The following is a 21118-nucleotide window of genomic DNA, read 5'->3' as shown; positions in this document are numbered from 1 at the left end:
GGCCCTACGCGACCGGGCTGGACGCGGCAAGTATCCGCTTGGCTTCGGCGCAGTCGCGATCCATCTGCTCGGTCAGCGCCTCGAGGCTGTCGAACTTCGCCTCGGGCCGGATATAGGCGATCAGCTCGATCTCGATCGCCTGGTCGTAGAGGCTTTCGGCGAAGTCGAAGAAGAAGACCTCGAGCAGTTCCTTGGGCGGGTCGAAGGTCGGGCGGATGCCGACATTGGCGGCGCCGTCGATCACGCGTCCGTCGGGCAGGCGCCCCCGCACCGCATAGATGCCATAGCGCGGGCGCAGATAGCGATCGAGCGCGATGTTCGCGGTCGGATAGCCGATCGTGCGGCCGACCTTGTCGCCATGCTGGACGGTCCCGGCGATGCGGAAGGGGCGGGTGAGCAGGCGCGCGGCCTCCTGCGGATCGCCCTCGGTCAGCGCGGCGCGGATGCGGCTAGACGAGATCGAGCCCTTGTCGTCGCTGACCGGGCCGATCGCGGCGGTGGTCATGCCGTGGCGCGCGCCGATCTCGGACAGGATGGCGACATTGCCCGAGCGGCCCTTGCCGAAGGTGAAGTCCTCGCCGGTCACGACATGCGCGGCGCCCGCGCGGCCGATCAGCAGGTCCGAAACGAACTGCTCGGGCGTGAGACTGGCGAGTGCCCCGTCGAAGCGGAACACCAGCATCGCGTCGGCACCCGCCTCGGCGAACAGCCCGGCGCGCTGCTCGAGCGTGGTCAGCCGGAAGGGCGGGGCATCGGGGTGGAAGAAGCGGACGGGGTGCGGATCGAAGCTGGCGACGAGCACCGGACGTCCGGTCGCGCGGCCATGCGCGATCGCCGCGCCGACGACCGCCTGATGCCCCCTGTGGAAGCCGTCGAAATTGCCCAGGGCCACCACGCCCCCGCGCAGATGCGCTGGCACGGGGCGGTCGCATGTCAGTCGCTCCATGGGCCGCCTATAGAAAGGGGTGGACGCCCGCGCAATCAGCGCCTGACCAACGTCACGAAAGTGTATGCCGGCCGCCCGTCCTCGGCGGGATGCGCCTCACGCGCGGCCTCGGTCCAGAGGACCGGATCGAAGGGCGGGACCACCGTATCGCCGTCCGGCTCCAGCTCGACCTCGGTCAGCTCGATCCGGTCGGCACGGTCGAGGGTCAGCGCATAGATTTCGGCGCCGCCGACGACCGAGAGGCGCGGGGCCTCCCCGGCGGCGGCGATCGCCTCGTCTACGCTGTGCACCGTCTCGGCACCCTCGGCCTGCCAGGCGCGGTCGCGCGTCAGCACGATATGGCGTCGGCCCGGCAGCAGGCCGGGCAGGCTCTCGAAGGTCCTGCGGCCCATCAGCATCGGCGCGCCCTGGGTCAGCGCCTTGAACCGGCGCAGGTCGGCCGGCAGCCGCCACGGCAGGTCGCCGTCGCGGCCGATCACGCCGTTCAGCGCACGAGCCAGCACGAAGACGATCTCCGGTCGGCCCGACTGGTCTGCCCTGCTCAAACCGCCACCGGCGCGGCGATGTGCGGGTGCGGGTCATAGCCCTCGATCACGAAGTCCTCGAGCGCATAGTCGAACATGCTCGCGGGCTTGCGCGCCAGCTTGAGCGTCGGGAAGGCGCGCGGCTCGCGCGACAGCTGTTCCTCGACCAGATGGCCGTGGTTCGAATAGACATGGGTGTCGGCCCCCATCCACACGATCTCGCCCGGCTCCAGATCCGCCTGCTGCGCCAGCATCCGCACCAGCAGCGCCGCTTCGAAGATGTTGAACGGAAAGCCCAGGCCCAGGTCGCAGGAGCGCTGGTAGAGGATGCCCGACAGGCGTCCGTTCGCGACATGATATTGATAGGTCATGTGGCAGGGCGGCAGCGCCATGCCCGGCAGTTCGGGTACGTTCCAGCCGGTGAAGATCAGCCGACGGGAGCCGGGGTTGGTGCGCAGCGCCTCGACCAGTTCGGCGATCTGGTTGATGCCCTGGTCCTCGCGGCGGAAGAGCCCGTCGCCGGCGGGGGTGTAGCGCGGCCAGTCGACCCACTGCTTGCCATAGACCGGCCCCAGGTCGCCCCATTGTGCGGCGAAGGCGGGGTCGTCGATGATGCGCTGCTCGAACGCGTCGCGGTCGATCGTCTCGCCGGTGGCGCGGCGATATTTATCCAGCGGCCAGTCGGTCCAGATATGCACCTTCTGCTGCACCAGCGGGCGGATATTGGTGTCGCCGGAGAGGAACCACAGCAGTTCCTTGATCGCCGATTTCCAGAAGATCTTCTTGGTCGTGATCAGCGGGACCGTGCCGTCCGACAGATCGAAGCGCATCGTGACCCCGAACAGCGCGCGGGTGCCGACCCCCGTCCGGTCGGTGCGTTCGTCGCCCTCCGCCCAGGCGCGCGCCATGGCGTCGAGATATTGTCGTTCGGGATGTTCGGTCATGAAGCAGCGGTAGCCCCTTCCACCCCTCCCTTTCAAGGGAGGGGCAAGGCGGAGTCCCACGGGACGAACGGGGAGGCTCGCTGCGCTCGCCACCCACCCCCTTCCCCTCCCTTGAAAGGGAGGGGTGGGATGTCCAGGGGGCACTGGCGTTCGGACCGTCCGCTCGCTACATCGCGCCGATATGGCCAAGCTCAAGATCGCTTCCTGGAACATCAACTCGGTCCGCGCGCGCATCGACATCGTCCGCCAGTTCCTGGAGGAACAGCAGATCGACATCTTGTGCCTGCAGGAAACCAAGGTCCGCGACGACGTCTTCCCGTTCGAGATGTTTCGCAAGCTCGGCTACGCGCATTTCGAGATCAACGGCCAGCCGATGCACCATGGCGTGGCGATCATCTCGAAGGTGCCGCTGCACGACAATGGCCGGCACGACTGGCAGGACAATGGCGAGGCGCGCCATATCGGCGTGCGGCTCGACTGCGGCATCCGGCTGGAGAATGTCTATATCCCCGCCGGCGGCGACATTCCCGACCGCGAGGTGAACCCGAAATTCGGTCAGAAGCTCGACTTCCTCGGCCGCATGATCCGTTGGTCGGAAGAGCTGCGTGAGCCGACGCTGCTGGTGGGCGACTTCAACATCGCCCCGCTCGAATGCGATGTGTGGAGTCACAAGCAGCTGCTCGACGTGGTCAGCCACACACCGATCGAGGTCGAGACGCTGGCGCGGCTGCAGGCGAGCCACGACTGGGTCGATCTCGGCCGGACATTCGTGCCGCCGCCCGAGCGGCTCTACACCTGGTGGAGCTACCGCGCGCAGGATTGGGCGGCGTCCGATCGCGGACGGCGGCTCGACCATATGTGGGCCAGCCCCTCGGTCGCGCAGCAGGCGACCAACCATTATGTGTGCGAACCCTGCCGGTCTTGGCTGCGCCCGTCCGATCACATCCCTCTGGTGACCGAGTTCGAATTTTGAACGCTGCAAGAGAAGCCGCGCGCGCGATCGACGCGCTGAAGCGGGGCTGGCCGGTTGGCGTCAGCGCCGAGGACGGACGCGTCGTGGTGCTCGCGATCGAGACCGCCAACGATGTCTCGCTCGCCAGTTTCGACGAGGGGCGCCCAGCCGACGTGCTGCTCTCCGCCGCGCGCGCCGCGACGCTCAACCTCGCCAACCAGCGCGAGGCGGCGAGCCCGGCCTGCCCGGCGCTGATCGAGCGGGTGCCGTGGATCGACCTGCCGACCGCGATCGCGCTCGCCGATCCGGTGCGCGACATGGCGACGCCGCTGAAGGGACCGTTCCGCGCCAAGGGCGTGACCGCACCCGCCGCCTGTGCTGCGGCGCTCCGCCTCGCCCGGCTGGCGGGTCTTTTGCCTGCGTTGTTCGTGCGCGCCGATGGCCCGGTCGAGGCCGAGCTCGCCGCCGCGTCGCTCGACGAATATGAGGATCCCGCGCATCTGGTGATCGCCTCGCAGGCGCGGCTGCCGGTCGCGGCCAGCGAGCGGGCCGAGATCGTCGCCTTCCGCCATGTCGCCGATGCGGCCGAGCATGTCGCGCTGATCATCGGCACGCCCGACGGCACGCCGCCGCTCGTCCGCCTGCACAGCGAATGCCTGACCGGCGACGTGCTGGGATCGCTCAAATGCGACTGCGGTCCGCAGTTGAACGGTGCGCTCAAGGCGATGACCGAGGCCAGCTGGGGGATATTGCTCTATCTGCGGCAGGAAGGGCGCGGCATCGGCCTGATCAACAAGCTGCGCGCTTATGCGCTGCAGGATCAGGGCTTCGACACGGTCGACGCCAATTTGCGGCTGGGCTTCGGCGTCGACGAGCGTGACTTCCGCGTTGCCGCGCGGATGCTGTCGCTGCTCGGGCAGGTGAAGGTCCGGCTGCTGACCAACAATCCGCAAAAGGTCGCGGGGCTCGAAGCGGCGGGCATCGCGGTGGCCGAGCGCGTCCCCCACAAGATGGGCGAGAACCCGCATAACAGCGCCTATCTGGCGACCAAGCGCGACCGCACCGGTCACGTCCTGTGAGCGATATCCAGTCGTGACCGATATCCGGGTCGATGTCGCGGCGCTGACGCTGACCGGCCCGGACGGCGTGGCCATCCCCTGCGCGATCGGCCGGTCTGGCGCCTGCCCCGCCGACGAGAAGCGCGAGGGCGACGGCATGACCCCGCTCGGTCGCTGGCCGATCCGGTCGATCCTGTTCCGCAAGGGAGCCGCCGCGCCGGTACCGGGTCTGCGCCTGCCCTGGCGCTGGATCGGCCCCGACGATGGCTGGTCGGACGGAATTGAAGACCCCGAATATAACCGCCCCGTCCGCCACCCGCACGCGCACTCGGCCGAGCGGCTGATCCGCGAGGACGGCGCCTATGACGTCATCGTCGTGCTGGGCCATAATGACGCGCCGCCCGTGCCGGGCAGGGGCAGCGCGATCTTCCTCCATTGCAGCGAGGGCCGCCCGACCGCCGGCTGCGTCGCGGTCGAGAAGCCGGCGCTGCTCGCGCTGTTGCCGCTGCTGGCGCCCGGCGACGCTGTCGAGATCGCCTGACCGGCGGCGTCAGCGCTTGGCAGGGCGGACCGCCGTCACCTCCAGCTCGACCAGGAATTGCGGTGCGACCAGATTGGCGACCTGAAAGGTCGACCGCGCCACCGTGTCGGGATTGTCGGCCGATCCGAAAAACTCGCGGAAGCCGGCGTTGAAGCCGGCGAAGTCGATCTTGCCCAGCTTGGGATCGGCGGCGAGGAAGGCCTGCATCTTCACCACGTCGCGGATCGCATAGCCCTTCGATTCGAGCAGCGCCTTGATCTTGCGCAGCGTGCTGACGGTCTGCGTCCTGGTGTCGCCGAAATCCTCGACTGTCTCCTTGCGGGCGGGATCGATCGGGTCGGCGAGCTGGCCCGAAAGGTAGAAGGTCTCATAACCGCCGGGGATGATCACGCCCTTCAGGATCAGGCCGGGCTTGCCGTCGGGGCCGGGGCTGGCGATCCGCTCGACCGGGGCGACCGACTGGGCGGCGGCGGGTGAGGCGAGCGCGGACAGGAGAAGGGCAGCGGTCAGGGCAGGGCGCATGGCATGTCCTCGATGCGGTTGGCGTCGGGGTCCGAGGCTAGGCATGGGAAGCGTCAGCGCAAGCGAATTGCGACATTGCCGCCGTCCGGTCAGCGTGCGGCGCGAATCCGGGCCTCGCACTGGCCGACGATGTCGCGCAATTCGCCGAGCGTCTGGTCGAGCGCCTCGCGCTGCGCCTGCAATGCGTCCACGCGCTCGTTGACGCGGGCGAGCAGGCGCTTGGTCTGTTCGAGGTGCAGCGGATCGGCGTCGTAGAGATCGAGGAACTCCTTGATCTCGCGCAGCGAGAAGCCGAGCCGCTTGCCGCGCAGGATCAGCAGGAGCCGGGCGACCTCGCGCCGGGAATAGACGCGCATCGTGCCGACGCGCTGCGGGTCGAGCAGGCCCTTGTCCTCGTAGAAGCGGATCGCGCGGGTGGTCATCCCCAGTTCGTCGGCGACGTCCTGGATGGTCTGGAGCGCGTCGCGCTCACTCTTCGCCGTCACCCCCTGGTCCATATCCTTCAGCCCGCCGCTTTCTTCGCTTCCTCGGCCACCAGCTCCTTCTTGGACAGCTTGCCGATCAGCGTCTTGGGCAGGCTCTGGCGGATTTCGATCTCGCGGGGAAGCTCGATTTTGGATAGGCGCGTCTTCAGGAACTCGGCGATCTCGCCGGTCGACGCCGTCTGGTCCGGACGCAGCACGACGAAGGCCTTGGGCGCCTGCCCGCGATAGTCGTCCTTCACTCCGATCACCACCGCCTCCAGGATCGCCGGATGCTCGTAGAGCGCTTCCTCGATCATACGCGGGTAGACGTTGTAGCCGCCGCAAATGATGACGTCCTTGATCCGGTCGACCAGGAACAGATATCCGTCCTCGTCGAGATAGCCGACGTCGCCGGTGCGGATCGCCCCGTCGACGAAGACCTTGTCGGTCTCCCCGGGCTTGTTCCAATAGCCCTTCATCACCTGCGGACCGCGCGCGCAGACCTCGCCGCGCTCGCCCTGCGGCAGTATCTTGTGTGGATCGTCGAGGCTGCGGATCTCCAGCACGGTGCCGGGGAAGGGCGGGCCTGCGCTGTTGTCCTTCACCACGCCGGTAATCGGGTTGCAGGTCAGGATCGGCGAGGTTTCCGACAGGCCATAGCCCTCGACCACGCGCGCACCGGTCACCCGCTCGAACTCCTGACGCACATCGAACGGCAGCGGGGCGCCGCCCGAGACGACGAAATCGAGATCGTCGAAATGGACGGTCTGCGTCGTCGCAGCCTTGTTGAGCGCGGTCAGCATCGTCGGCACCGCCAGCAGTTTGGTCGGGCGGGTCCGCTTGGCGGTCTTGAGGAACTGTTTGAGCTCGAAGCGCGGCAGCAGGATCATCTCGGCGGCTGTGTCGACGCTGAAATTGAGCACGGTGGTCAGCGCGAAGACGTGGAACATCGGCAGCACGCCCATGATCCGGTCATTGGCCTCCGCGCCATGGCCGACATGCAGCGTCATTTGCCGGCTGTTGGCGGTCAGATTGGCGTGGGTCAGCATCGCGCCCTTGGGTACGCCGGTCGTGCCGCCGGTATATTGCAGCACGGCAACGTCGTCGGGATCGATCGCGACGGGCTTGAATGCGGCGGGGTTCGCCGCCGTCAGCTCGCGAAACGCGATGTGCCGTGCATCGGAGGGCCAGCGCGCGATCTCGGCGCGCTTGAAGAGGCGATAGAGCAGCGAGGTGAAGGGCGGCAATATGTCCGCGAGCGGGCAGACGATGATCTTCTCGAGGCCGCTTTCCTCGGCGACGGCGGCCACCTTGGCATGGATCGACGCGACATCGATGACCGCCATGACCGTAGTGCCCGAATCGCGGATTTGATGGCGCAGTTCATGCTCGACATAGAGCGGGTTGAAATTGACGACCGTCGCGCCGCATCGGAGCGCCGCGAAATAGAGGATCACGAAATAGGGCGTGTTGGGCAGGCACAGGCCGAAGCGCACGTCGGGCCCGACGCCCATCGCCTGGAGGCCGGCGGCGGCCCGGTCGACGAGCGCGCCGATCTCGGCATAGGTCCAGTGCCGCCCGAGGAAGTCGATCGCCCGGCGCGCGCCATGATCGCGCACGGCGCCGTCGATGAGGTCGGTCAGCAACCGGGGCGGAATCGGCGGAGACGCTGGCACGCCTCCGCCGTCCGGAAGTGCGGCACCGCGACCGGAGGGAAGGGGGTCAGTCGCGGTGTCGCGGGAAGTCATCTCGATGCTGCTCCAGATCAGAAGGTCATGCGTCCGCCGACGGCGAGGATGATCGCCTTGGCACCGGTCAGGCTTCCGTTCGGGCGGATGATCGTCTGTGCGGCAGTGCCGACATAGAAGCCGCCGGGCCGATCGATCGACGAGTTCTTGAAGTCGACATAGTTGGCCGCCGCGTCGAGCGTGATCGAGTCGCTGATCGCATAGGAGGTGCCGGCCGCGAAGTTGATGCGGCTGGCATCCGGCACGCGCGCGTCACGCGATCCGTTCTGCGTCGGGGTCTGGTCCCACTGCACGCCGCCACGCACCGTCCACTTCGGGTTGACGACGTAATCGACGCCGCCCGCGACGCTCCAGCTGTTCTTGTAATTCTGGTCGAGCGCGGCATTGACCGGCGCACCCAGATCGATCGCGTCGAACTTGTTCCAGCCCGCGCGGACGACCTGGCCGTTGAGCGTCAACGCATCGCTGACATGGACGCGCGCGCTGGCAATCGCCTGCCAGGGAGTGCGGAACGTGGCGGAGATGCCTTCGATCCGGCCATTCTGTCCGGCGAGCGGGCCGAGCAGACCGGCGGTGGTGATGCTGCCCTTCAGCTTATGCTTGACCGAGGACTTGTAGGAGAAGCCGAGGTCGATCAGCGGGCTGGGGTGCAGCTGTACGCCGGCCGACCAGCCGAGATCCCAGCCGTCGCCGCGCAGAGTCTGGTGGCCGTCGGGCAGGGCCGGGGAAAGGTTGGGCAGGAAGTTCGACAGCGACGCCTTGCTATATTCGACGTTCAAGCCAACGCCGATGCCGATGATCGGCGAGGGCGCATAGGCGATCGTCGGCTGAATATCGATCGTCGTCAGCTTGGTCTTGTCGGCCGTATAACGCGCCCAGCTCGTATTCTCGTAATTGGTCGCGAAGCTGTACGGCGCGGTCAGCGCAACGCCGACGGACCATTTGTCGTTCAGCTTGTAGCCGATCGCGCCCGAGGGCAGGAAACCCTTGTTGAGCGGGTCCTTGGACACCTGATTTCCGGTGATGCCGGCCGGTGCCTGACCCGGGCGGATGATTACCGAACTGTTATTGCGCACATCGCCCTTGGGCAGGATGGCGCTGAAGCCGCCATAGAGCGTGTTCTTTTCGTTGCCGGCGATCGCGGCCGGATTCCACCAGAGATTCTGCGCGCCCTGGTCGGCGGCTTCGCCGGAGAAGGCGCGGCCGGCCGCGACGACCGACTGCTCCTGGAGGTAGAAGGCGGCGGCGTTGGCGGTACCCGCTGCGAACAGCGCGGCGGCGGTCGATGCGCCTGCCAGGGCTGCGCGGCGGATGATGCTGTGGGACATGAAAACTTCCTCTCTAAACGATACAGGCGCGCGGATCAGCGCACGCGGGTCCAGGTCTGGTTCTTGCAGAGCGGCACGAAGATGCAGCCCCGGAGCTTCAGGGTGTTGGCGTCGATGGGGGTGATGCGGGCGGAATAGGTCTTGCCGTCTTCACCATTGTAGATGGTGCCGCCGTCCCAGAGACCGTCCTTGTAGGAAAAGCCGCTCAGCATCTGCATCCCTTTGATCGGGCGATTGCGGAGCTTCGGATCCTTGTTGTTGACGTCCATCAGATTCGGATTGGTCGCGAGACCGTCAGACGTGACGATCTTGCCGCAGATCGAGGGGCCGCAACGGGCGATCTCGATGATGCCGCCGCGGGTTTCTGTCCGCCAGCGGCCGACCACGACGTCGGGGTTGCCGACGGCTGCGGCCGCCAGTGCCATTAAGGTGATGCTCATGCGCTTTCGTCATCCTCCTGACGCCCGATGCTGCGATCAGGTCGTTCCCTATGGTGCAGCATGGATTGCACAAAAAAAGATTGACGTATAGGGGAGACTTCATACCTTTAAGAGAAATCGTCCGCGGCTGTTGTAAAAATGCCGCGCCTAGGGAGATGGTTCCATGCCGACTGCCGTCATCGCGGGCTATGCGCGCTCGCCTTTCCACCTTGCCAACAAGGGCGATCTTGCCCGCGTCCGCCCCGACGATCTCGCCGCCCAGGTGATTCGCGGACTGATAGTGAAGACCGGTGTGAAGGCCGAGGACATCGAGGACATCGTTCTGGGCTGCGCCTTCCCCGAAGCGGAACAGGGGCTCAACGTCGCGCGGCTGATAGGCCTGCTGGCGGATCTCCCGCTCAAGGTCGGCGGAATGACGGTCAATCGCTTCTGCGGCTCGTCGATGAGCTCGATCCACATTGCTGCAGGCCAGATCGCGATCGGCGCGGGCGACGTCTTCGTCTGCGCGGGCGTCGAGAGCATGAGCCGCGTGCCGATGATGGGCTACAACCCGCTGCCCAGCCCCGAGCTCGCGAAGAAGCGACCCGGCGCCTATATCTCGATGGGCGAGACCGCCGAAAATGTCGCGACCCAATATCAGGTCTCGCGTCAGGCGCAGGAGGCGTTCGCGGTCCAGAGTCAGAAGAAGGCCGCCGCCGCCCGTGAGGCCGGTCGCCTGAGCGACGAGATCGTCCCGATCAAGACGAAGAAGGGCGTCGTCGACACCGACGGCACTATCCGTCCGGAAACCACCGCCGAGGCTCTGGCGGGCCTCAAGCCGGCTTTCGACGCCAATGGCTCGGTCACCGCCGGCACTTCCTCGCCATTGACCGACGGTGCGTCCGCCGTGCTCGTGACCAGCGAGGACTATGCCCGGGCCAATGGCCTTACCATCCTCGCCCGCATCAAGAGCGTTGCCGTGTCGGGCTGCGAGCCCGAGATCATGGGCATCGGCCCCGTCTCGGCGTCGCGCAAGGCGCTCGAACGCGCCGCGCTGACGGCGGCCGACATGGACGTGGTCGAGCTCAACGAGGCCTTTGCCAGCCAGGCGCTCGCCTGCAGCAACGAGCTTGGGGTGAAGCCGGAGGCGGTCAACATCGATGGTGGCGCGATCGCGCTCGGCCACCCGCTCGGAGCGACCGGCGCGCGCATCGTCGGCAAGGCGGCGGCGCTGCTCAAGCGCGAGGGCGGCAAATATGCGCTTGCGACCCAGTGCATCGGCGGCGGTCAGGGCATCGCCACCGTGCTGGAAGCGATCTGACCATGGGCGCGGACAGCAAGGATCCGATCCGCAAGGTTTGCGTGATCGGCGCGGGCACCATGGGCGCCGGCATCGCAGCGCAGGTCGCCAATGCCGGCGTGCCCGTGCTGCTTCTCGACATCCTGCCGAAGGACGGGGACAACCGGAACGCGATTGCAGAGGGTGCAGTCGCGCGCATGCTCAAGACCGATCCCGCACCCTTCATGTCGAAGGCGGCCGCGAAGCTGGTCGAGACCGGCAACATCGAGGACGACCTCGCCAAGGTCGCCGAGTGCGACTGGGTGATCGAGGCGATCATCGAGCGGCTCGACCTGAAGCAGGCGCTCTACGCGAAGCTCGAAGAGGTGCGGAAGCCCGGTACGGCGGTGTCGTCCAATACCTCGACCATCCCGCTGGAAAAGCTGATCGACGGTCGTTCGGACGCCTTCGCGGCGGACTTCCTGATTACCCATTTCTTCAATCCGCCGCGCTACATGCGGCTGGTCGAGGTGGTGACCGGTCCGCGCACGCAGGAAGCGACGGCGGCGCGGGTCAGCGACTTCATCGACCGCGCGCTGGGCAAGCGGGTCGTGCCCGCGCACGACCGGCCCGGCTTCATCGCCAACCGTATCGGCAGCTACTGGCTGCAGGTCGCCTATAATGCGACCGTCGATCTCGGCCTGACGATCGAGGAAGCCGATGCGATCGGCGGCCGTCCGATGGGCGTGCCGAAGACGGGCATTTTCGGGCTGCTCGATCTGGTCGGCATCGACCTGATGCCGTTGCTGCTCAAGAGCTTCACCTCGACGCTGCCCGAGGGCGATCCCTATCTGGCGACCGTCCGGCCGCTCACGCTGGTCGAGAAGATGATCGCGGAGGGCTATACCGGTCGCAAGGGCAAGGGTGGCTTCTATCGCCTCAACCGCGAGGTCGGGAAGCGCAAGGAAGTGATCGACCTCGCGACCGGCGCCTATCGTCCGGCGATCAAGGCAGAGGTCCCTCGCGCCAAGCTGCCCCAGCTGGTGGCGATGCCGGGCACTACCGGCGCCTTTGCCTGGACCGTGCTGAGCCAGGTGCTGAGCTATGCCGCCAGCCTCGTCGGGGAGATCGCGGACGACATCGTCGCGATCGATGATGCGATGAAGCTCGGCTATAACTGGAAATTCGGGCCGTTCGATCTGATCGACCAGCTGGGCGCGGCGGCTTTCGCCAAGCGGCTCGCGGAAGAAGGCAAGCCGGTGCCGGCGATCCTCGCTACTGTGGGCGATCGCAGCTTCTATCGGGTCGAGGGTGGCAAGCGCCAATATCTCGGAACCGACGGCGACTATCATGACGTCATTCGGCCGGACGGCGTCCTGCTCCTCGAGGACGTGAAACTCGCGAGCAAGCCGATCCTGAAGAACGGTTCGGCGGCGGTCTGGGATATCGGTGACGGCGTTGCCTGCTTCGAATTCACCTCGAAGATGAACGCGCTCGATGGCGAGACGCTCAAGCTGCTGGGCCAGGCGGTCGAGCATGTCGCCAAGGGCATGAAGGCGCTGGTCGTCTATAATGAGGGCGGCAATTTCTCCGCCGGTGCCAATCTCGGCCTCGCCCTCTTCGCGGTGAATATCGCCGCCTGGGGCGAGATCGAGAAACTGGTGAGCGGCGGGCAGCAGGCCTATAAGGCGCTGAAATATGCGCCCTTCCCGGTGGTGTCGGCGCCGGCGGGCCTCGCGCTTGGCGGCGGCTGCGAGATATTGCTCCATTCCGACGCGATCCAGGCCCATGCCGAAAGCTATATCGGCCTGGTCGAATGCGGCGTGGGTCTCGTCCCCGGCTGGGGTGGCTGCGGCGAGTATATCGACCGCTGGCAGCGGTCTGGGCTGTTGCCCAAGGGACCGATGCCGGCCGTCGCCAAGGCATTCGAGACGATCTCGACCGCGACGGTGGCCAAGTCGGCGGCCGAGGCGAAGGAGCTCCAGTTCCTGCGCAAGGATGACGGCATCACGATGAACCGCGATCGTCTCCTCGCCGACGCCAAGGCGCGCGCGCTGGCGATGGTCGACGGCTATCAGCCACCCAAGCCGCCCGAGTTCCGCCTGCCCGGACCCAGCGGGCGCGTCGCACTCGGCATGGCCGCCGAGGGCTTCCACAAGCGCGGCATGGCCACCGACTATGATATGGTCGTGTCGGACGCCCTGGCGACGGTGCTCACCGGCGGCGAGGCGGACCTCGTCGACGTGGTGACCGAGGAGCAGATGCTCGCGCTCGAGAAGGACGCGTTCATGAAGCGGGTGCGCGATCCCCGCACCATGGCACGGGTCGAGACGATGCTCGAAACCGGCAAACCGCTGCGGAACTGATAAGGATGCGCATCTCCCTCATTCTTCCCCGGAACGGGGAGGGCAGCCGCCGGAGGCGGTGGAGGGGCATGCGCGACATTGGGATTTCCCCTTCACCATGCTGCGCATGGTCCCCCTTCCCGTGCCGGGGAGGAATTGGAGGCACTGAGGAGCAAGACGATGCAAGTCTATGAAGCGCCGCTACGCGACATGCGTTTCCTGATCCACGAACTGTTCGGCAAGGACGAATATGGCGCGCTGCCGGCCCATGCCGAATTCACGCCCGACCTCGTCGATGCAGTGCTCGAGGAAGCGGCGCGTCTGGCGAAGGATGTGCTGCTGCCGCTGAACGCCAGTGGAGACGAGGAAGGGTGCCTGTGGGAAAATGGGGTCGTGCGGACACCCAAGGGTTTCAAGGAAGCCTATGACCAGTTCCGCGACGGCGGCTGGTGCGCGCTCGCCTCGGACCCGAAATGGGGTGGCCAGGGCCTGCCCGAGACGGTCAACAAGGCGGTCGAGGAGATGATCAGCTCGGCAAACATCTCGTTCGGCCTTTATCCGGGCCTCACCCATGGTGCGGCTTCCGCGATCATCGGCCATGCGTCGGAGGATCTGCAGCAGCGCTATCTGCCCAACATGGTCGCAGGCGTGTGGTCCGGCACGATGTGCCTGACCGAGCCGCATTGCGGCACCGACCTCGGCATGCTGCGCACCAAGGCGGTTCCGCAGGACGATGGCAGCTATCTGATCACCGGCAACAAGATCTTCATATCGGCCGGTGACCATGACCTGACCGAAAATGTGATCCACCTCGTCCTCGCCCGCCTGCCCGACGCGCCCAAGGGCGTGAAGGGAATCAGCCTGTTCCTGGTGCCGAAATTCCTGCCGAAGGACGACGGCAGCGTCGGTCCGCGCAACGGCGTCCAGTGCACGGGCATCGAGCACAAGATGGGCCTGAAGGCTTCGGCCACCTGCCAGATGAGCTTCGACGATGCCAAGGGCTGGCTGGTCGGCGAGCCGCATAAGGGCCTCGCGGCGATGTTCACCATGATGAACACCGAGCGCGTTTCGGTCGGCACCCAGGGCCTCGGCGTCGGCACCGCGGCCTATCAGAGCGCGGTCGCCTATGCGAAGGACCGCGTCCAGGGTCGCTCGTTGTCGGGCACCAAGCGCCCCGATCTGTCGGCCGATCCGATCATCGTCCACCCCGATGTGCGCCGCATGCTGATGACGATGCGCGCCTATACCGAAGGGTGCCGCGCGCTGCAGATGTGGGTCGCGCGCGCGCTCGACGCCGAGCGTCATTCGCCCGATCCCGAGCTGCGCCAGCGCGCCGAGGACATGACCGCGCTGATGACCCCGGTGGTCAAGGCTCTGCTCACCGATCTCGGCCATGAGGCCTCGCAGATCGCGATCCAGGTCTATGGCGGCCATGGTTACATCCGCGAGCATGGCGTCGAGCAATATGCGCGCGATGCCCGCATCACGATGATTTACGAGGGCACCAACGGCATCCAGGCGCTCGACCTCGTCGGTCGCAAGATGCCGACCCATGCCGGCCGCTATCTGCGTTCCTTCTTCCACCCGGTGTCCGAGTTCATCGAGAAGAACAAGGCGGTGCCGGGGATGGAGAAGATGGTCGACGCGCTGGAAAAGTCCTTCGGGGCGCTCCAGCTTGCGACGGCGACGATCGCCCAGAAGGGGATGGCCGATCCCGAGGAAGCCGGTGCCGCCGCGACCGATTATCTGCGGCTGCTCGGTCTGGTCGCCATCGCCTATCTCTTCGCGCGCTCGGCCAAGATCGCGGGCATGAAGAAGATGATGGGGCAGGACCCGGATGGCTTCTACGCCAACAAGATCACGACGGTACGCTTCTTCTACGAACGCATCCTGCCGCAGGTCGCGGGGCTGCTCACCGCGATCAAGGCGGGCAAGCGGTCGACGATGGAGCTTCCCGAAGAAGCTTTCTGATCGACACTCCGGAACAGCAGACATGAAAAGGGGCGCCGAGGAGCGCCCCTTTTTTGTTCGATTTTTCGAGCGTCAGCGGCGCGGCGGTCCGCGGCGGGGACCGCCCCGGCCCTGTGGCGGACGCGGCGGACCGCCCGGGCGCCGATTGTCGCGCGGTGGCCCACGGCGTTCGGGCGGCGGAGCATCGCCCGCCGGCTCGATCACCACGCTCTCGTCCTCGCCGGCCGTGCGCTTCACCGCCGACATGAATTTGGAGACGAGCGCCCGGGGAATCTCGAAGCGGGTTTCGTTCGGGAAGATGCGGATCGCGCCGACGTCGCGCTTGGTGATGTGGCCACGGCGGCAGATCAGCGGCAGCAGCCAGCGCGGGTCGGCACTGCTGTCGCGACCGGCGTTGATGCGGAACCAGCTGACATCCTCGAAGCCGGGGCGGGGCCCCTGCTCGCGAGCGGCTTGCGGCGCGGGGCTGGCATCGGCCAGTTCCTCGGGCGCCGGCAGACTTTGCCGCTGGGCGCGAACGAAGGCGGCTGCGATATCCTCGGCGGACCGCGATTCGAGCAGCTTGCGGGCGACCTCACGATCCTCGTCGGCGATCTCGATCGCAGACAGGCTTTCGATCAGCCGTTCGTCGTCGCGCGCGTGGATGTCCTCGGCGCTCGGCACCTTGTCCCAGTTCACCTGGACATTGGCACCGCGCAGCAGCCGCTCGGCATGGCGCCGGCGGGTATAGGGGACGACGAGAACGCAGGTGCCTTTGCGGCCAGCGCGGCCGGTGCGGCCCGAGCGGTGCTGGAGCGTCTCTGCGTCGATCGGCAGTTCGGCGTGGATCACCAGTTCGAGGCCGGGCAAGTCGATGCCGCGCGCGGCCACGTCGGTTGCCACGCAGACGCGGGCCCGCCGATCGCGCAGCGCCTGCAGCGCATGGTTGCGCTCGTTCTGGCTGAGTTCGCCCGACAAGGTCACGGCAGCGAAACCGCGCTCGGTCAGTGCGGCCGACAGGCGGCGGACATTTTCGCGCGTGGCGCAGAAGATCATCGCGCCCTTGGCTTCGTGGAAGCGCAGGATGTTGACCACGGCATGCTCGATGTCGCCGGGGGCGACCGCGACGGCGCGATAATCGATGTCGGCATGACGCTCGCGCTCGCCGGTCGTCTCGATCCGCAGCGCGTCGCGCTGGTAGCGCTTTGCCATCATGGCGATCGGCTTGGGCATCGTCGCGGAGAAGAGCAGCGTGCGCCGCTCGGGCGGGGTCATGTCGAGGATTTCCTCGAGATCCTCGCGGAAGCCCAGGTCGAGCATCTCGTCGGCTTCGTCGAGGATTACCGCGCGGAGCGAGCCGGGCTGCAGCGCGCCGCGCTCGAGATGGTCGCGCAGGCGGCCGGGCGTGCCGACGACGATGTGGCAGCCATAGCTGAGCTGGCGCTGCTCCACGCGCACGTTCATGCCGCCGACGCAGCTGACGACGCGGGCGCCGAGCTTGGCATAGAGCCACTGGAGCTCGCGCTGTACCTGGAGCGCCAGTTCGCGGGTGGGCGCGATGATCAGGGCGAGGGGCTCGCCGGGCCGGGGCAGGGCGGCTTCGCCCCGCAGCAGAGTTTCGGCGATGGCGAGGCCGTAGGCCACCGTCTTGCCGGAGCCGGTCTGGGCGGAGACGAGAAGGTCGCGGTCATTGGCTTCGGCGGCGATCACCTGGGCCTGAACGGGAGTCGGCGCGGTGTAGCCACGCTCTTCAATGGCCTCGGCAACGGGCCGCGGCAGGGTCGAAAAAGGCATAGTATATCCGATATGTCTTGGTCGCGCCTGCTGTACGCGGCGGGACTTCGCCGCTCCTATAGTCCGACAGCCCGTTCAAGGCCAGCAGGGATAAACACGGCAAAGCGCAGCTCCGATCGGCTGTGACCTCCGGGCCGCAACGGAAGACATGACGCGTGCCCTTCGTAGGGCATCCGACGGCCGGAATGAGCGCCGAAAGCTGCGTGCAAACGTCTCGTGAAACGAGCCGTCCCGTCGACGCGTCGATTCATCGACGCGTGCAGCGAGGGTTCAGGGAGACGTGCGTTGGCTGGGGGCATGAAGGGCGAACATCCATGACGCGGCCGGTCACGGTCATGCAGAGAGAGGCGGGGCCGCCGCTGTCGCAGGCAATCGGCGTCGCGCGCCTCATCTGCATCCTGGGCATCGTTTATGTCCACGCCTGGACCGGCATCGGCGGCGAGCAGATGTCGCGGCTGGCCGAGACGACGCAGGGCGTGGTGCGCTGGTCGGTGGTCGAATTGTTTGGCCGTGCCTCGGTGCCGCTGCTGACGATGGTGTCGGGCTGGCTGGTGACGGCGTCGATTGCGAAGCGCGGGCCGGGGTCGTTTCTCTCGGGCAAGGCGAGGGGCGTGCTGGCGCCGATGCTGCTGTGGAACGCGATCGCGCTCGTCGTCGTGATGAGCGCGTCGAGGGCCGGGTGGATCATCGGGCCGATGTCGGGCGATATCCTGTTCTTCGCGAATAATCTGATGAGCCTGACTGGCGCGGCCGACATCAATGTGCAGATGACCTTCCTGCGCGATCTGTTCCTGTGCATGGCTGCGGCGCCTCTGTTGGTGAGGCTCTCCAGCCGCTCGCTGCTCCTTCTTATGGCGGCGACGGCGATCTGGGTGATCGGCGGCTGGCAGCTTTATCTGTTGCTCCGTCCGTCGATCCTGATCTTCTTCATCGCCGGCTTGCTGACGCGCCGCCATGGCCTGGCCGAAGCGGCGGCACGTCTCGCGCCCTGGCAGGCGGCTCTGCCCTTTCTTCTGATCGCGCCGGTCAAGATCGGCCTGTCGGTCGCGATGGACGGGCGCGGCGGACTCGACCTTCATCTGCTCGCTGCCGTCGATCTGGTCATGCGCGCGGCGGTGGCGCTGCTCGTCTGGCGGCTTGCCATCGGCCTCGCCCGGCGGCCGATCGGCGCGCAATTGCTCAGCCTCGAGCGCTATGCCTTCTTCCTGTTCTGTTCGCACCTGCTGTTCATGTGGCTGATCGTGCCGCAGCTGGGTGCGCTGACCGGACCGATGGGCGAGCCCGGCTGGCTGGGCCTGTTCCTGATCATGCCGCTGCTCGCGCTGGTCTTTGCGATCGGGCTCGCCAAGGCGGTCGAGACGCTGTCGCCTGCCGCCGCCGACCTGCTGAGCGGCGGACGGCTGGGCCGCGGTCAAACCGCCAGGCCCGCCGCGCGGCCGCTCGCCCACGCCCACTGAAAATTATAGCCGCCCAGCCAGCCGGTCACGTCGACTGCCTCGCCGATGAAGTGAAGGCCCGGCGCTTTCTTCGCCGCCAGCGTGCGTTGATCGAGACCATTGGTCGAGACACCGCCGATCGTCACCTCGGCCTTGGCGAAACCTTCCGAGCCATTGGGGGTAAACGGCCAGCCGTTGAGCGTGCGGCCGGCCTCGGCCAGCTGCTGATCACGCTGGCCATGCAGCGGCCCTGAGAGATTGAGCCGGTCGGCGAGCGCATCGGCGAGCCGGTCGGGCAGCTTCTCCCGCAGCAGCGTACGCGGCTCGGCCTTGGGGCGGACGCGCTTGCCCTCGGTCAGCAACTGCGCGGCATCGCAGTCGGGCAGCAGGTCGAGCCGGATCGTGTCGCCGTGGCGCCAATAGCTGCTGATCTGGAGGATGGCGGGGCCCGACAGGCCGCGATGGGTGAACAGCGAGGCTTCACGGAAGGCGGTCTTGCCCAATCGCGCGACACTGTCGACCGCGACTCCGGACAGGCTCTCGAACAGGCGATCTCCCGCGCCGAGGGTCAGCGGGACCAGCGCGGGGCGCGGCTCGACGACCTTGAGTCCGAACTGTCGCGCGACGTCATAGGCGAAGCCGGTCGCGCCCATCTTCGGGATCGAGGGGCCGCCCGTGGCGATCACAAGTGCGCTCGCCTGATGCAGCCCACCCGACGTGTCCACCGCGAAGCGACCATCGGCGTGGGAGATCGAGCGCACCAGCGTGGAAAGGCGTGTCTCCACGCCGCCGCGCGCGCATTCCTCCTCCAGCATCGCCACGATCTGCCGGGCCGATCCATCGCAGAAGAGCTGGCCGAGCGTCTTTTCGTGCCAGGCGATGCCATGGGCATCGACCATCGCGATGAAGTCCGAGGGGCGATAGCGCGACAGCGCCGAGCGGGCGAAATGCGGATTGGCGGACAGGAAGCGGTCGTGCCGGTCGGCTTCGATATTGGTGAAGTTGCAGCGACCACCGCCCGAAATCAGGATCTTGGCGCCAGCCCGGTCGAGATGGTCGAGCAGCAGCACCCGCTTGCCCTGCTGCCCCGCCGTCAGCGCGCACATCATGCCCGCCGCTCCCGCGCCGATGATGATGACGTCGTAATCCTGCTCTGGCATCGCCTGCTTTCGATCCGGCCCGACCCGCCAAGAGGGCGTGATGCGGCGCTGGGGCTTATGTAGGTCGCCGAAGGCTGCTATCGGCCCGCGCCATCATGAGCAAGCCGAACCGCCCCGACCGCCGCACCTTCGCGATCATCTCGCATCCCGACGCCGGCAAGACCACGCTGACCGAAAAGCTCCTCTATTTCGGCGGCGCGATCCACCTGGCCGGCGAGGTGAAGGCGCGCGGCCAGACCCGCCGCGCCCGGTCCGACTGGATGAAGATCGAGCAGCAGCGCGGCATTTCGGTCACCTCGTCGGTGATGACCTTCGAGCGCGACGGCATCACCTTCAACCTGCTCGACACGCCGGGCCACGAGGACTTCTCGGAGGACACTTATCGCACGCTGACCGCCGTCGACTCGGCGGTGATGGTGATCGACGCGGCCAAGGGCATCGAGCCGCAGACCCGCAAGCTGTTCGAGGTCTGCCGGCTGCGCTCGGTCCCGATCATCACCTTCATCAACAAGGTCGACCGCGAGGGCCGTCCGCCGTTCGAACTGCTCGACGAAGTGGCCGACGCACTGGCGCTCGACGTCGCGCCGATGAGCTGGCCTGCCGGCATGGGCGGCACCTTCGAAGGAATCTACGATCTGGCCCGCGACCGGCTGCACCGGCCTGCGGACGACGCCACCGGCGCGTTCGAGGGCGATTCGGTCTCGGTTTCGGGCCTCGGCGACTCGCAGCTGGACGATCTGCTGTCGGCCGAAGCGGTCGCGCTGCTGCGCGAAGAGGCCGAGCTGGCCCAGGCCGGCTATGCACCGTTCGATGAGGAGGCCTATCTCCATGGCGACCTGACCCCGGTCTATTTCGGCTCCGCGCTCAAGGATTTCGGCGTCGAGCAGCTGATCGACGCGCTCGCCGACTTCGCGCCCAGCCCGCGCCCGCAGCCGGGCGAGCCGCGCGACGTCGATCCCGGCGAGCCCAATGTCGCCGGCTTCGTGTTCAAGGTGCAGGCAAACATGAATCCGCAGCACCGCGACCGCGTCGCCTTCATGCGGCTTTGCTCGGGCAAGTTCCGGCGCGGCATGAAGCTGAACCAGGTCGGCACCGGCAAGGTCATCGCGGTGCACAGCCCGATCCTGTTCTTCGCGCAGAACCGGGAGCTGGCCGAGGAGGCCTTTCCCGGCGACATCATCGGTATACCCAACCACGGCACGCTGCGCGTCGGCGACACGCTGACCGAAGGCGAGGCGATCCGTTTCACCGGCCTGCCGAACTTCGCGCCGGAAATCCTCCGCCGCGTGAAGCTCGCCGACCCGACCAAGACCAAGCAGCTGCGCAACGCGCTCAACGACATGGCCGAGGAGGGAATCATGCAGGTCTTCCACCCGCAGATCGGTTCGCAGCTGGTCGTCGGCGTGGTCGGGCAGCTGCAGCTCGACGTGCTCATCTCGCGTCTTCAGGCGGAATATAAGGTCGAGGCCAGCTTCGAGCCTTCGCCCTATGACACCGCGCGCTGGGTCACCTCGGACGATCCCAAGGCGCTCGACGAGTTCATGGGGCTGCACCGCTCGGCGATGGCCAGCGACCGCGACGAGGCGCCGGTGTTCATGGCCAAGGATGCGTGGGAACTGAACTATATCCAGGGCAAGTTCCCGGCGCTGCACTTCTCGGCTACCAAGGACCGGCGCTGATCGGCTGACCTGTCGGGGCGGCGCGACCG

At 67.0% G+C, this 21118-nt stretch carries 18 protein-coding genes; 8 read left to right on the top strand and 10 right to left on the bottom strand.

What is annotated here, in order from left to right; translation table 11 throughout:
• Positions 1–4: 4 nt before the first annotated feature.
• The 3 genes from ACNI3R_RS01340 to ACNI3R_RS01330 are packed head-to-tail and all read right to left on the bottom strand — an operon-like array spanning position 5 to position 2414.
• Positions 5–946 (bottom strand): bifunctional riboflavin kinase/FAD synthetase, encoded by a 942-nt coding sequence (locus ACNI3R_RS01340; protein ID WP_426179256.1) that lies wholly within the window; start codon positions 944–946, stop codon positions 5–7.
• Between the two features lie 35 nt (positions 947–981).
• A complete protein-coding gene (locus tag ACNI3R_RS01335) occupies positions 982–1491 on the bottom strand; it encodes a dihydrofolate reductase (RefSeq protein ID WP_426179254.1) in 510 nt (169 codons plus the stop codon).
• Entirely contained in the window at positions 1488–2414 is a 927-nt protein-coding gene (locus tag ACNI3R_RS01330; protein ID WP_426179252.1) for a thymidylate synthase, read from the bottom strand. Before ACNI3R_RS01330 ends, ACNI3R_RS01335 begins: the two co-directional genes overlap by 4 nt.
• A 181-nt stretch (positions 2415–2595) precedes the next feature.
• On the opposite strand from ACNI3R_RS01330, the gene ACNI3R_RS01325 reads away from it, so the two are divergent.
• The 3 genes from ACNI3R_RS01325 to ACNI3R_RS01315 are packed head-to-tail and all read left to right on the top strand — an operon-like array spanning position 2596 to position 4965.
• Entirely contained in the window at positions 2596–3387 is a 792-nt protein-coding gene (locus tag ACNI3R_RS01325; protein ID WP_426179251.1) for an exodeoxyribonuclease III, read from the top strand.
• Positions 3384–4445, top strand: coding sequence for a GTP cyclohydrolase II (ribA, locus tag ACNI3R_RS01320; protein WP_426179249.1), 1062 nt, complete (start codon positions 3384–3386; stop codon positions 4443–4445). Before ACNI3R_RS01325 ends, ribA begins: the two co-directional genes overlap by 4 nt.
• 13 nt (positions 4446–4458) lie before the next feature.
• Positions 4459–4965, top strand: coding sequence for a L,D-transpeptidase family protein (locus tag ACNI3R_RS01315; protein ID WP_426179247.1), 507 nt, complete (start codon positions 4459–4461; stop codon positions 4963–4965).
• A gap of 9 nt (positions 4966–4974) precedes the next feature.
• On the opposite strand, the gene ACNI3R_RS01310 is transcribed toward ACNI3R_RS01315, so the two are convergent.
• The 5 genes from ACNI3R_RS01310 to ACNI3R_RS01290 form a co-directional block, all read right to left on the bottom strand.
• Positions 4975–5487 (bottom strand): RidA family protein, encoded by a 513-nt coding sequence (locus tag ACNI3R_RS01310; protein WP_426179245.1) that lies wholly within the window; start codon positions 5485–5487, stop codon positions 4975–4977.
• Between the two features lie 89 nt (positions 5488–5576).
• Positions 5577–5984: a MerR family transcriptional regulator gene (locus ACNI3R_RS01305; protein ID WP_426179244.1), complete on the bottom strand. Its 408-nt coding sequence runs from the start codon at positions 5982–5984 to the stop codon at positions 5577–5579.
• A 5-nt stretch (positions 5985–5989) separates the two neighbouring features.
• Complete coding sequence (locus ACNI3R_RS01300) at positions 5990–7699, bottom strand: long-chain-fatty-acid--CoA ligase (RefSeq protein WP_426179242.1); 1710 nt, start codon at positions 7697–7699, stop codon at positions 5990–5992.
• Between the two features lie 17 nt (positions 7700–7716).
• Positions 7717–9027 carry an OmpP1/FadL family transporter gene (locus tag ACNI3R_RS01295; RefSeq protein WP_426179241.1) on the bottom strand — a complete coding sequence of 437 codons (1311 nt, stop codon included), beginning with the start codon at positions 9025–9027 and terminating at the stop codon, positions 7717–7719.
• 35 nt (positions 9028–9062) lie between these two features.
• On the bottom strand, positions 9063–9467 hold the full coding sequence (locus ACNI3R_RS01290; protein WP_165324134.1) for a DUF2147 domain-containing protein: 405 nt from the start codon (positions 9465–9467) through the stop codon (positions 9063–9065).
• 163 nt (positions 9468–9630) lie between these two features.
• On the opposite strand from ACNI3R_RS01290, the gene ACNI3R_RS01285 reads away from it, so the two are divergent.
• From ACNI3R_RS01285 to ACNI3R_RS01275, 3 genes are all read left to right on the top strand, one after another.
• On the top strand, positions 9631–10767 hold the full coding sequence (locus ACNI3R_RS01285) for a thiolase family protein (protein WP_426179239.1): 1137 nt from the start codon (positions 9631–9633) through the stop codon (positions 10765–10767).
• A 2-nt stretch (positions 10768–10769) separates the two neighbouring features.
• Entirely contained in the window at positions 10770–13091 is a 2322-nt protein-coding gene (locus ACNI3R_RS01280) for a 3-hydroxyacyl-CoA dehydrogenase/enoyl-CoA hydratase family protein (protein ID WP_426179237.1), read from the top strand.
• A 159-nt stretch (positions 13092–13250) separates the two neighbouring features.
• Positions 13251–15041, top strand: a complete 1791-nt coding sequence (locus ACNI3R_RS01275) for an acyl-CoA dehydrogenase C-terminal domain-containing protein (protein ID WP_426179235.1) — start codon at positions 13251–13253, stop codon at positions 15039–15041.
• Positions 15042–15113: 72 nt separating this feature from the next.
• Here ACNI3R_RS01275 and ACNI3R_RS01270 read toward each other — a convergent pair whose 3' ends face one another.
• Positions 15114–16814: a DEAD/DEAH box helicase gene (locus tag ACNI3R_RS01270; RefSeq protein ID WP_426179233.1), complete on the bottom strand. Its 1701-nt coding sequence runs from the start codon at positions 16812–16814 to the stop codon at positions 15114–15116.
• Between the two features lie 314 nt (positions 16815–17128).
• On the opposite strand from ACNI3R_RS01270, the gene ACNI3R_RS01265 reads away from it, so the two are divergent.
• Positions 17129–18271, top strand: coding sequence for an acyltransferase family protein (locus ACNI3R_RS01265; RefSeq protein ID WP_426179231.1), 1143 nt, complete (start codon positions 17129–17131; stop codon positions 18269–18271).
• Here ACNI3R_RS01265 and ACNI3R_RS01260 read toward each other — a convergent pair.
• Positions 18226–19410, bottom strand: a complete 1185-nt coding sequence (locus ACNI3R_RS01260; protein ID WP_426179229.1) for a BaiN/RdsA family NAD(P)/FAD-dependent oxidoreductase — start codon at positions 19408–19410, stop codon at positions 18226–18228. The two genes, ACNI3R_RS01265 and ACNI3R_RS01260, sit on opposite strands and share 46 nt — an antisense overlap.
• A 95-nt stretch (positions 19411–19505) precedes the next feature.
• Here ACNI3R_RS01260 and ACNI3R_RS01255 point away from each other — a divergent pair, with 95 nt between their 5' ends.
• On the top strand, positions 19506–21089 hold the full coding sequence (locus ACNI3R_RS01255) for a peptide chain release factor 3 (RefSeq protein WP_426179228.1): 1584 nt from the start codon (positions 19506–19508) through the stop codon (positions 21087–21089).
• The last annotated feature ends 29 nt before the right edge of the window (positions 21090–21118 follow it).

Origin of the sequence: Rhizorhabdus antheiae (assembly GCF_049889055.1) — a bacterium.
Lineage (GTDB): Bacteria > Pseudomonadota > Alphaproteobacteria > Sphingomonadales > Sphingomonadaceae > Rhizorhabdus.
The sequence above is the reverse complement of the archived record's forward strand: the minus strand, read 5'-3'. Positions and strand labels throughout refer to the sequence as shown.

Coding starts and splice junctions, on each gene's coding strand:
- ACNI3R_RS01270 (WP_426179233.1), bottom strand. CDS start 16,814: ATGCCTTTTTCGACCCTGCCGCGGCCCGTTGCCGAGGCCATTGAAGAG.
- ACNI3R_RS01330 (WP_426179252.1), bottom strand. CDS start 2,414: ATGACCGAACATCCCGAACGACAATATCTCGACGCCATGGCGCGCGCC.
- ACNI3R_RS01310 (WP_426179245.1), bottom strand. CDS start 5,487: ATGCGCCCTGCCCTGACCGCTGCCCTTCTCCTGTCCGCGCTCGCCTCA.
- ACNI3R_RS01265 (WP_426179231.1), top strand. CDS start 17,129: ATGACGCGGCCGGTCACGGTCATGCAGAGAGAGGCGGGGCCGCCGCTG.
- ACNI3R_RS01275 (WP_426179235.1), top strand. CDS start 13,251: ATGCAAGTCTATGAAGCGCCGCTACGCGACATGCGTTTCCTGATCCAC.
- ACNI3R_RS01280 (WP_426179237.1), top strand. CDS start 10,770: ATGGGCGCGGACAGCAAGGATCCGATCCGCAAGGTTTGCGTGATCGGC.
- ACNI3R_RS01295 (WP_426179241.1), bottom strand. CDS start 9,027: ATGTCCCACAGCATCATCCGCCGCGCAGCCCTGGCAGGCGCATCGACC.
- ACNI3R_RS01325 (WP_426179251.1), top strand. CDS start 2,596: ATGGCCAAGCTCAAGATCGCTTCCTGGAACATCAACTCGGTCCGCGCG.
- ACNI3R_RS01260 (WP_426179229.1), bottom strand. CDS start 19,410: ATGCCAGAGCAGGATTACGACGTCATCATCATCGGCGCGGGAGCGGCG.
- ACNI3R_RS01305 (WP_426179244.1), bottom strand. CDS start 5,984: ATGGACCAGGGGGTGACGGCGAAGAGTGAGCGCGACGCGCTCCAGACC.
- ACNI3R_RS01255 (WP_426179228.1), top strand. CDS start 19,506: ATGAGCAAGCCGAACCGCCCCGACCGCCGCACCTTCGCGATCATCTCG.
- ACNI3R_RS01290 (WP_165324134.1), bottom strand. CDS start 9,467: ATGAGCATCACCTTAATGGCACTGGCGGCCGCAGCCGTCGGCAACCCC.
- ACNI3R_RS01285 (WP_426179239.1), top strand. CDS start 9,631: ATGCCGACTGCCGTCATCGCGGGCTATGCGCGCTCGCCTTTCCACCTT.
- ACNI3R_RS01340 (WP_426179256.1), bottom strand. CDS start 946: ATGGAGCGACTGACATGCGACCGCCCCGTGCCAGCGCATCTGCGCGGG.
- ACNI3R_RS01300 (WP_426179242.1), bottom strand. CDS start 7,699: ATGACTTCCCGCGACACCGCGACTGACCCCCTTCCCTCCGGTCGCGGT.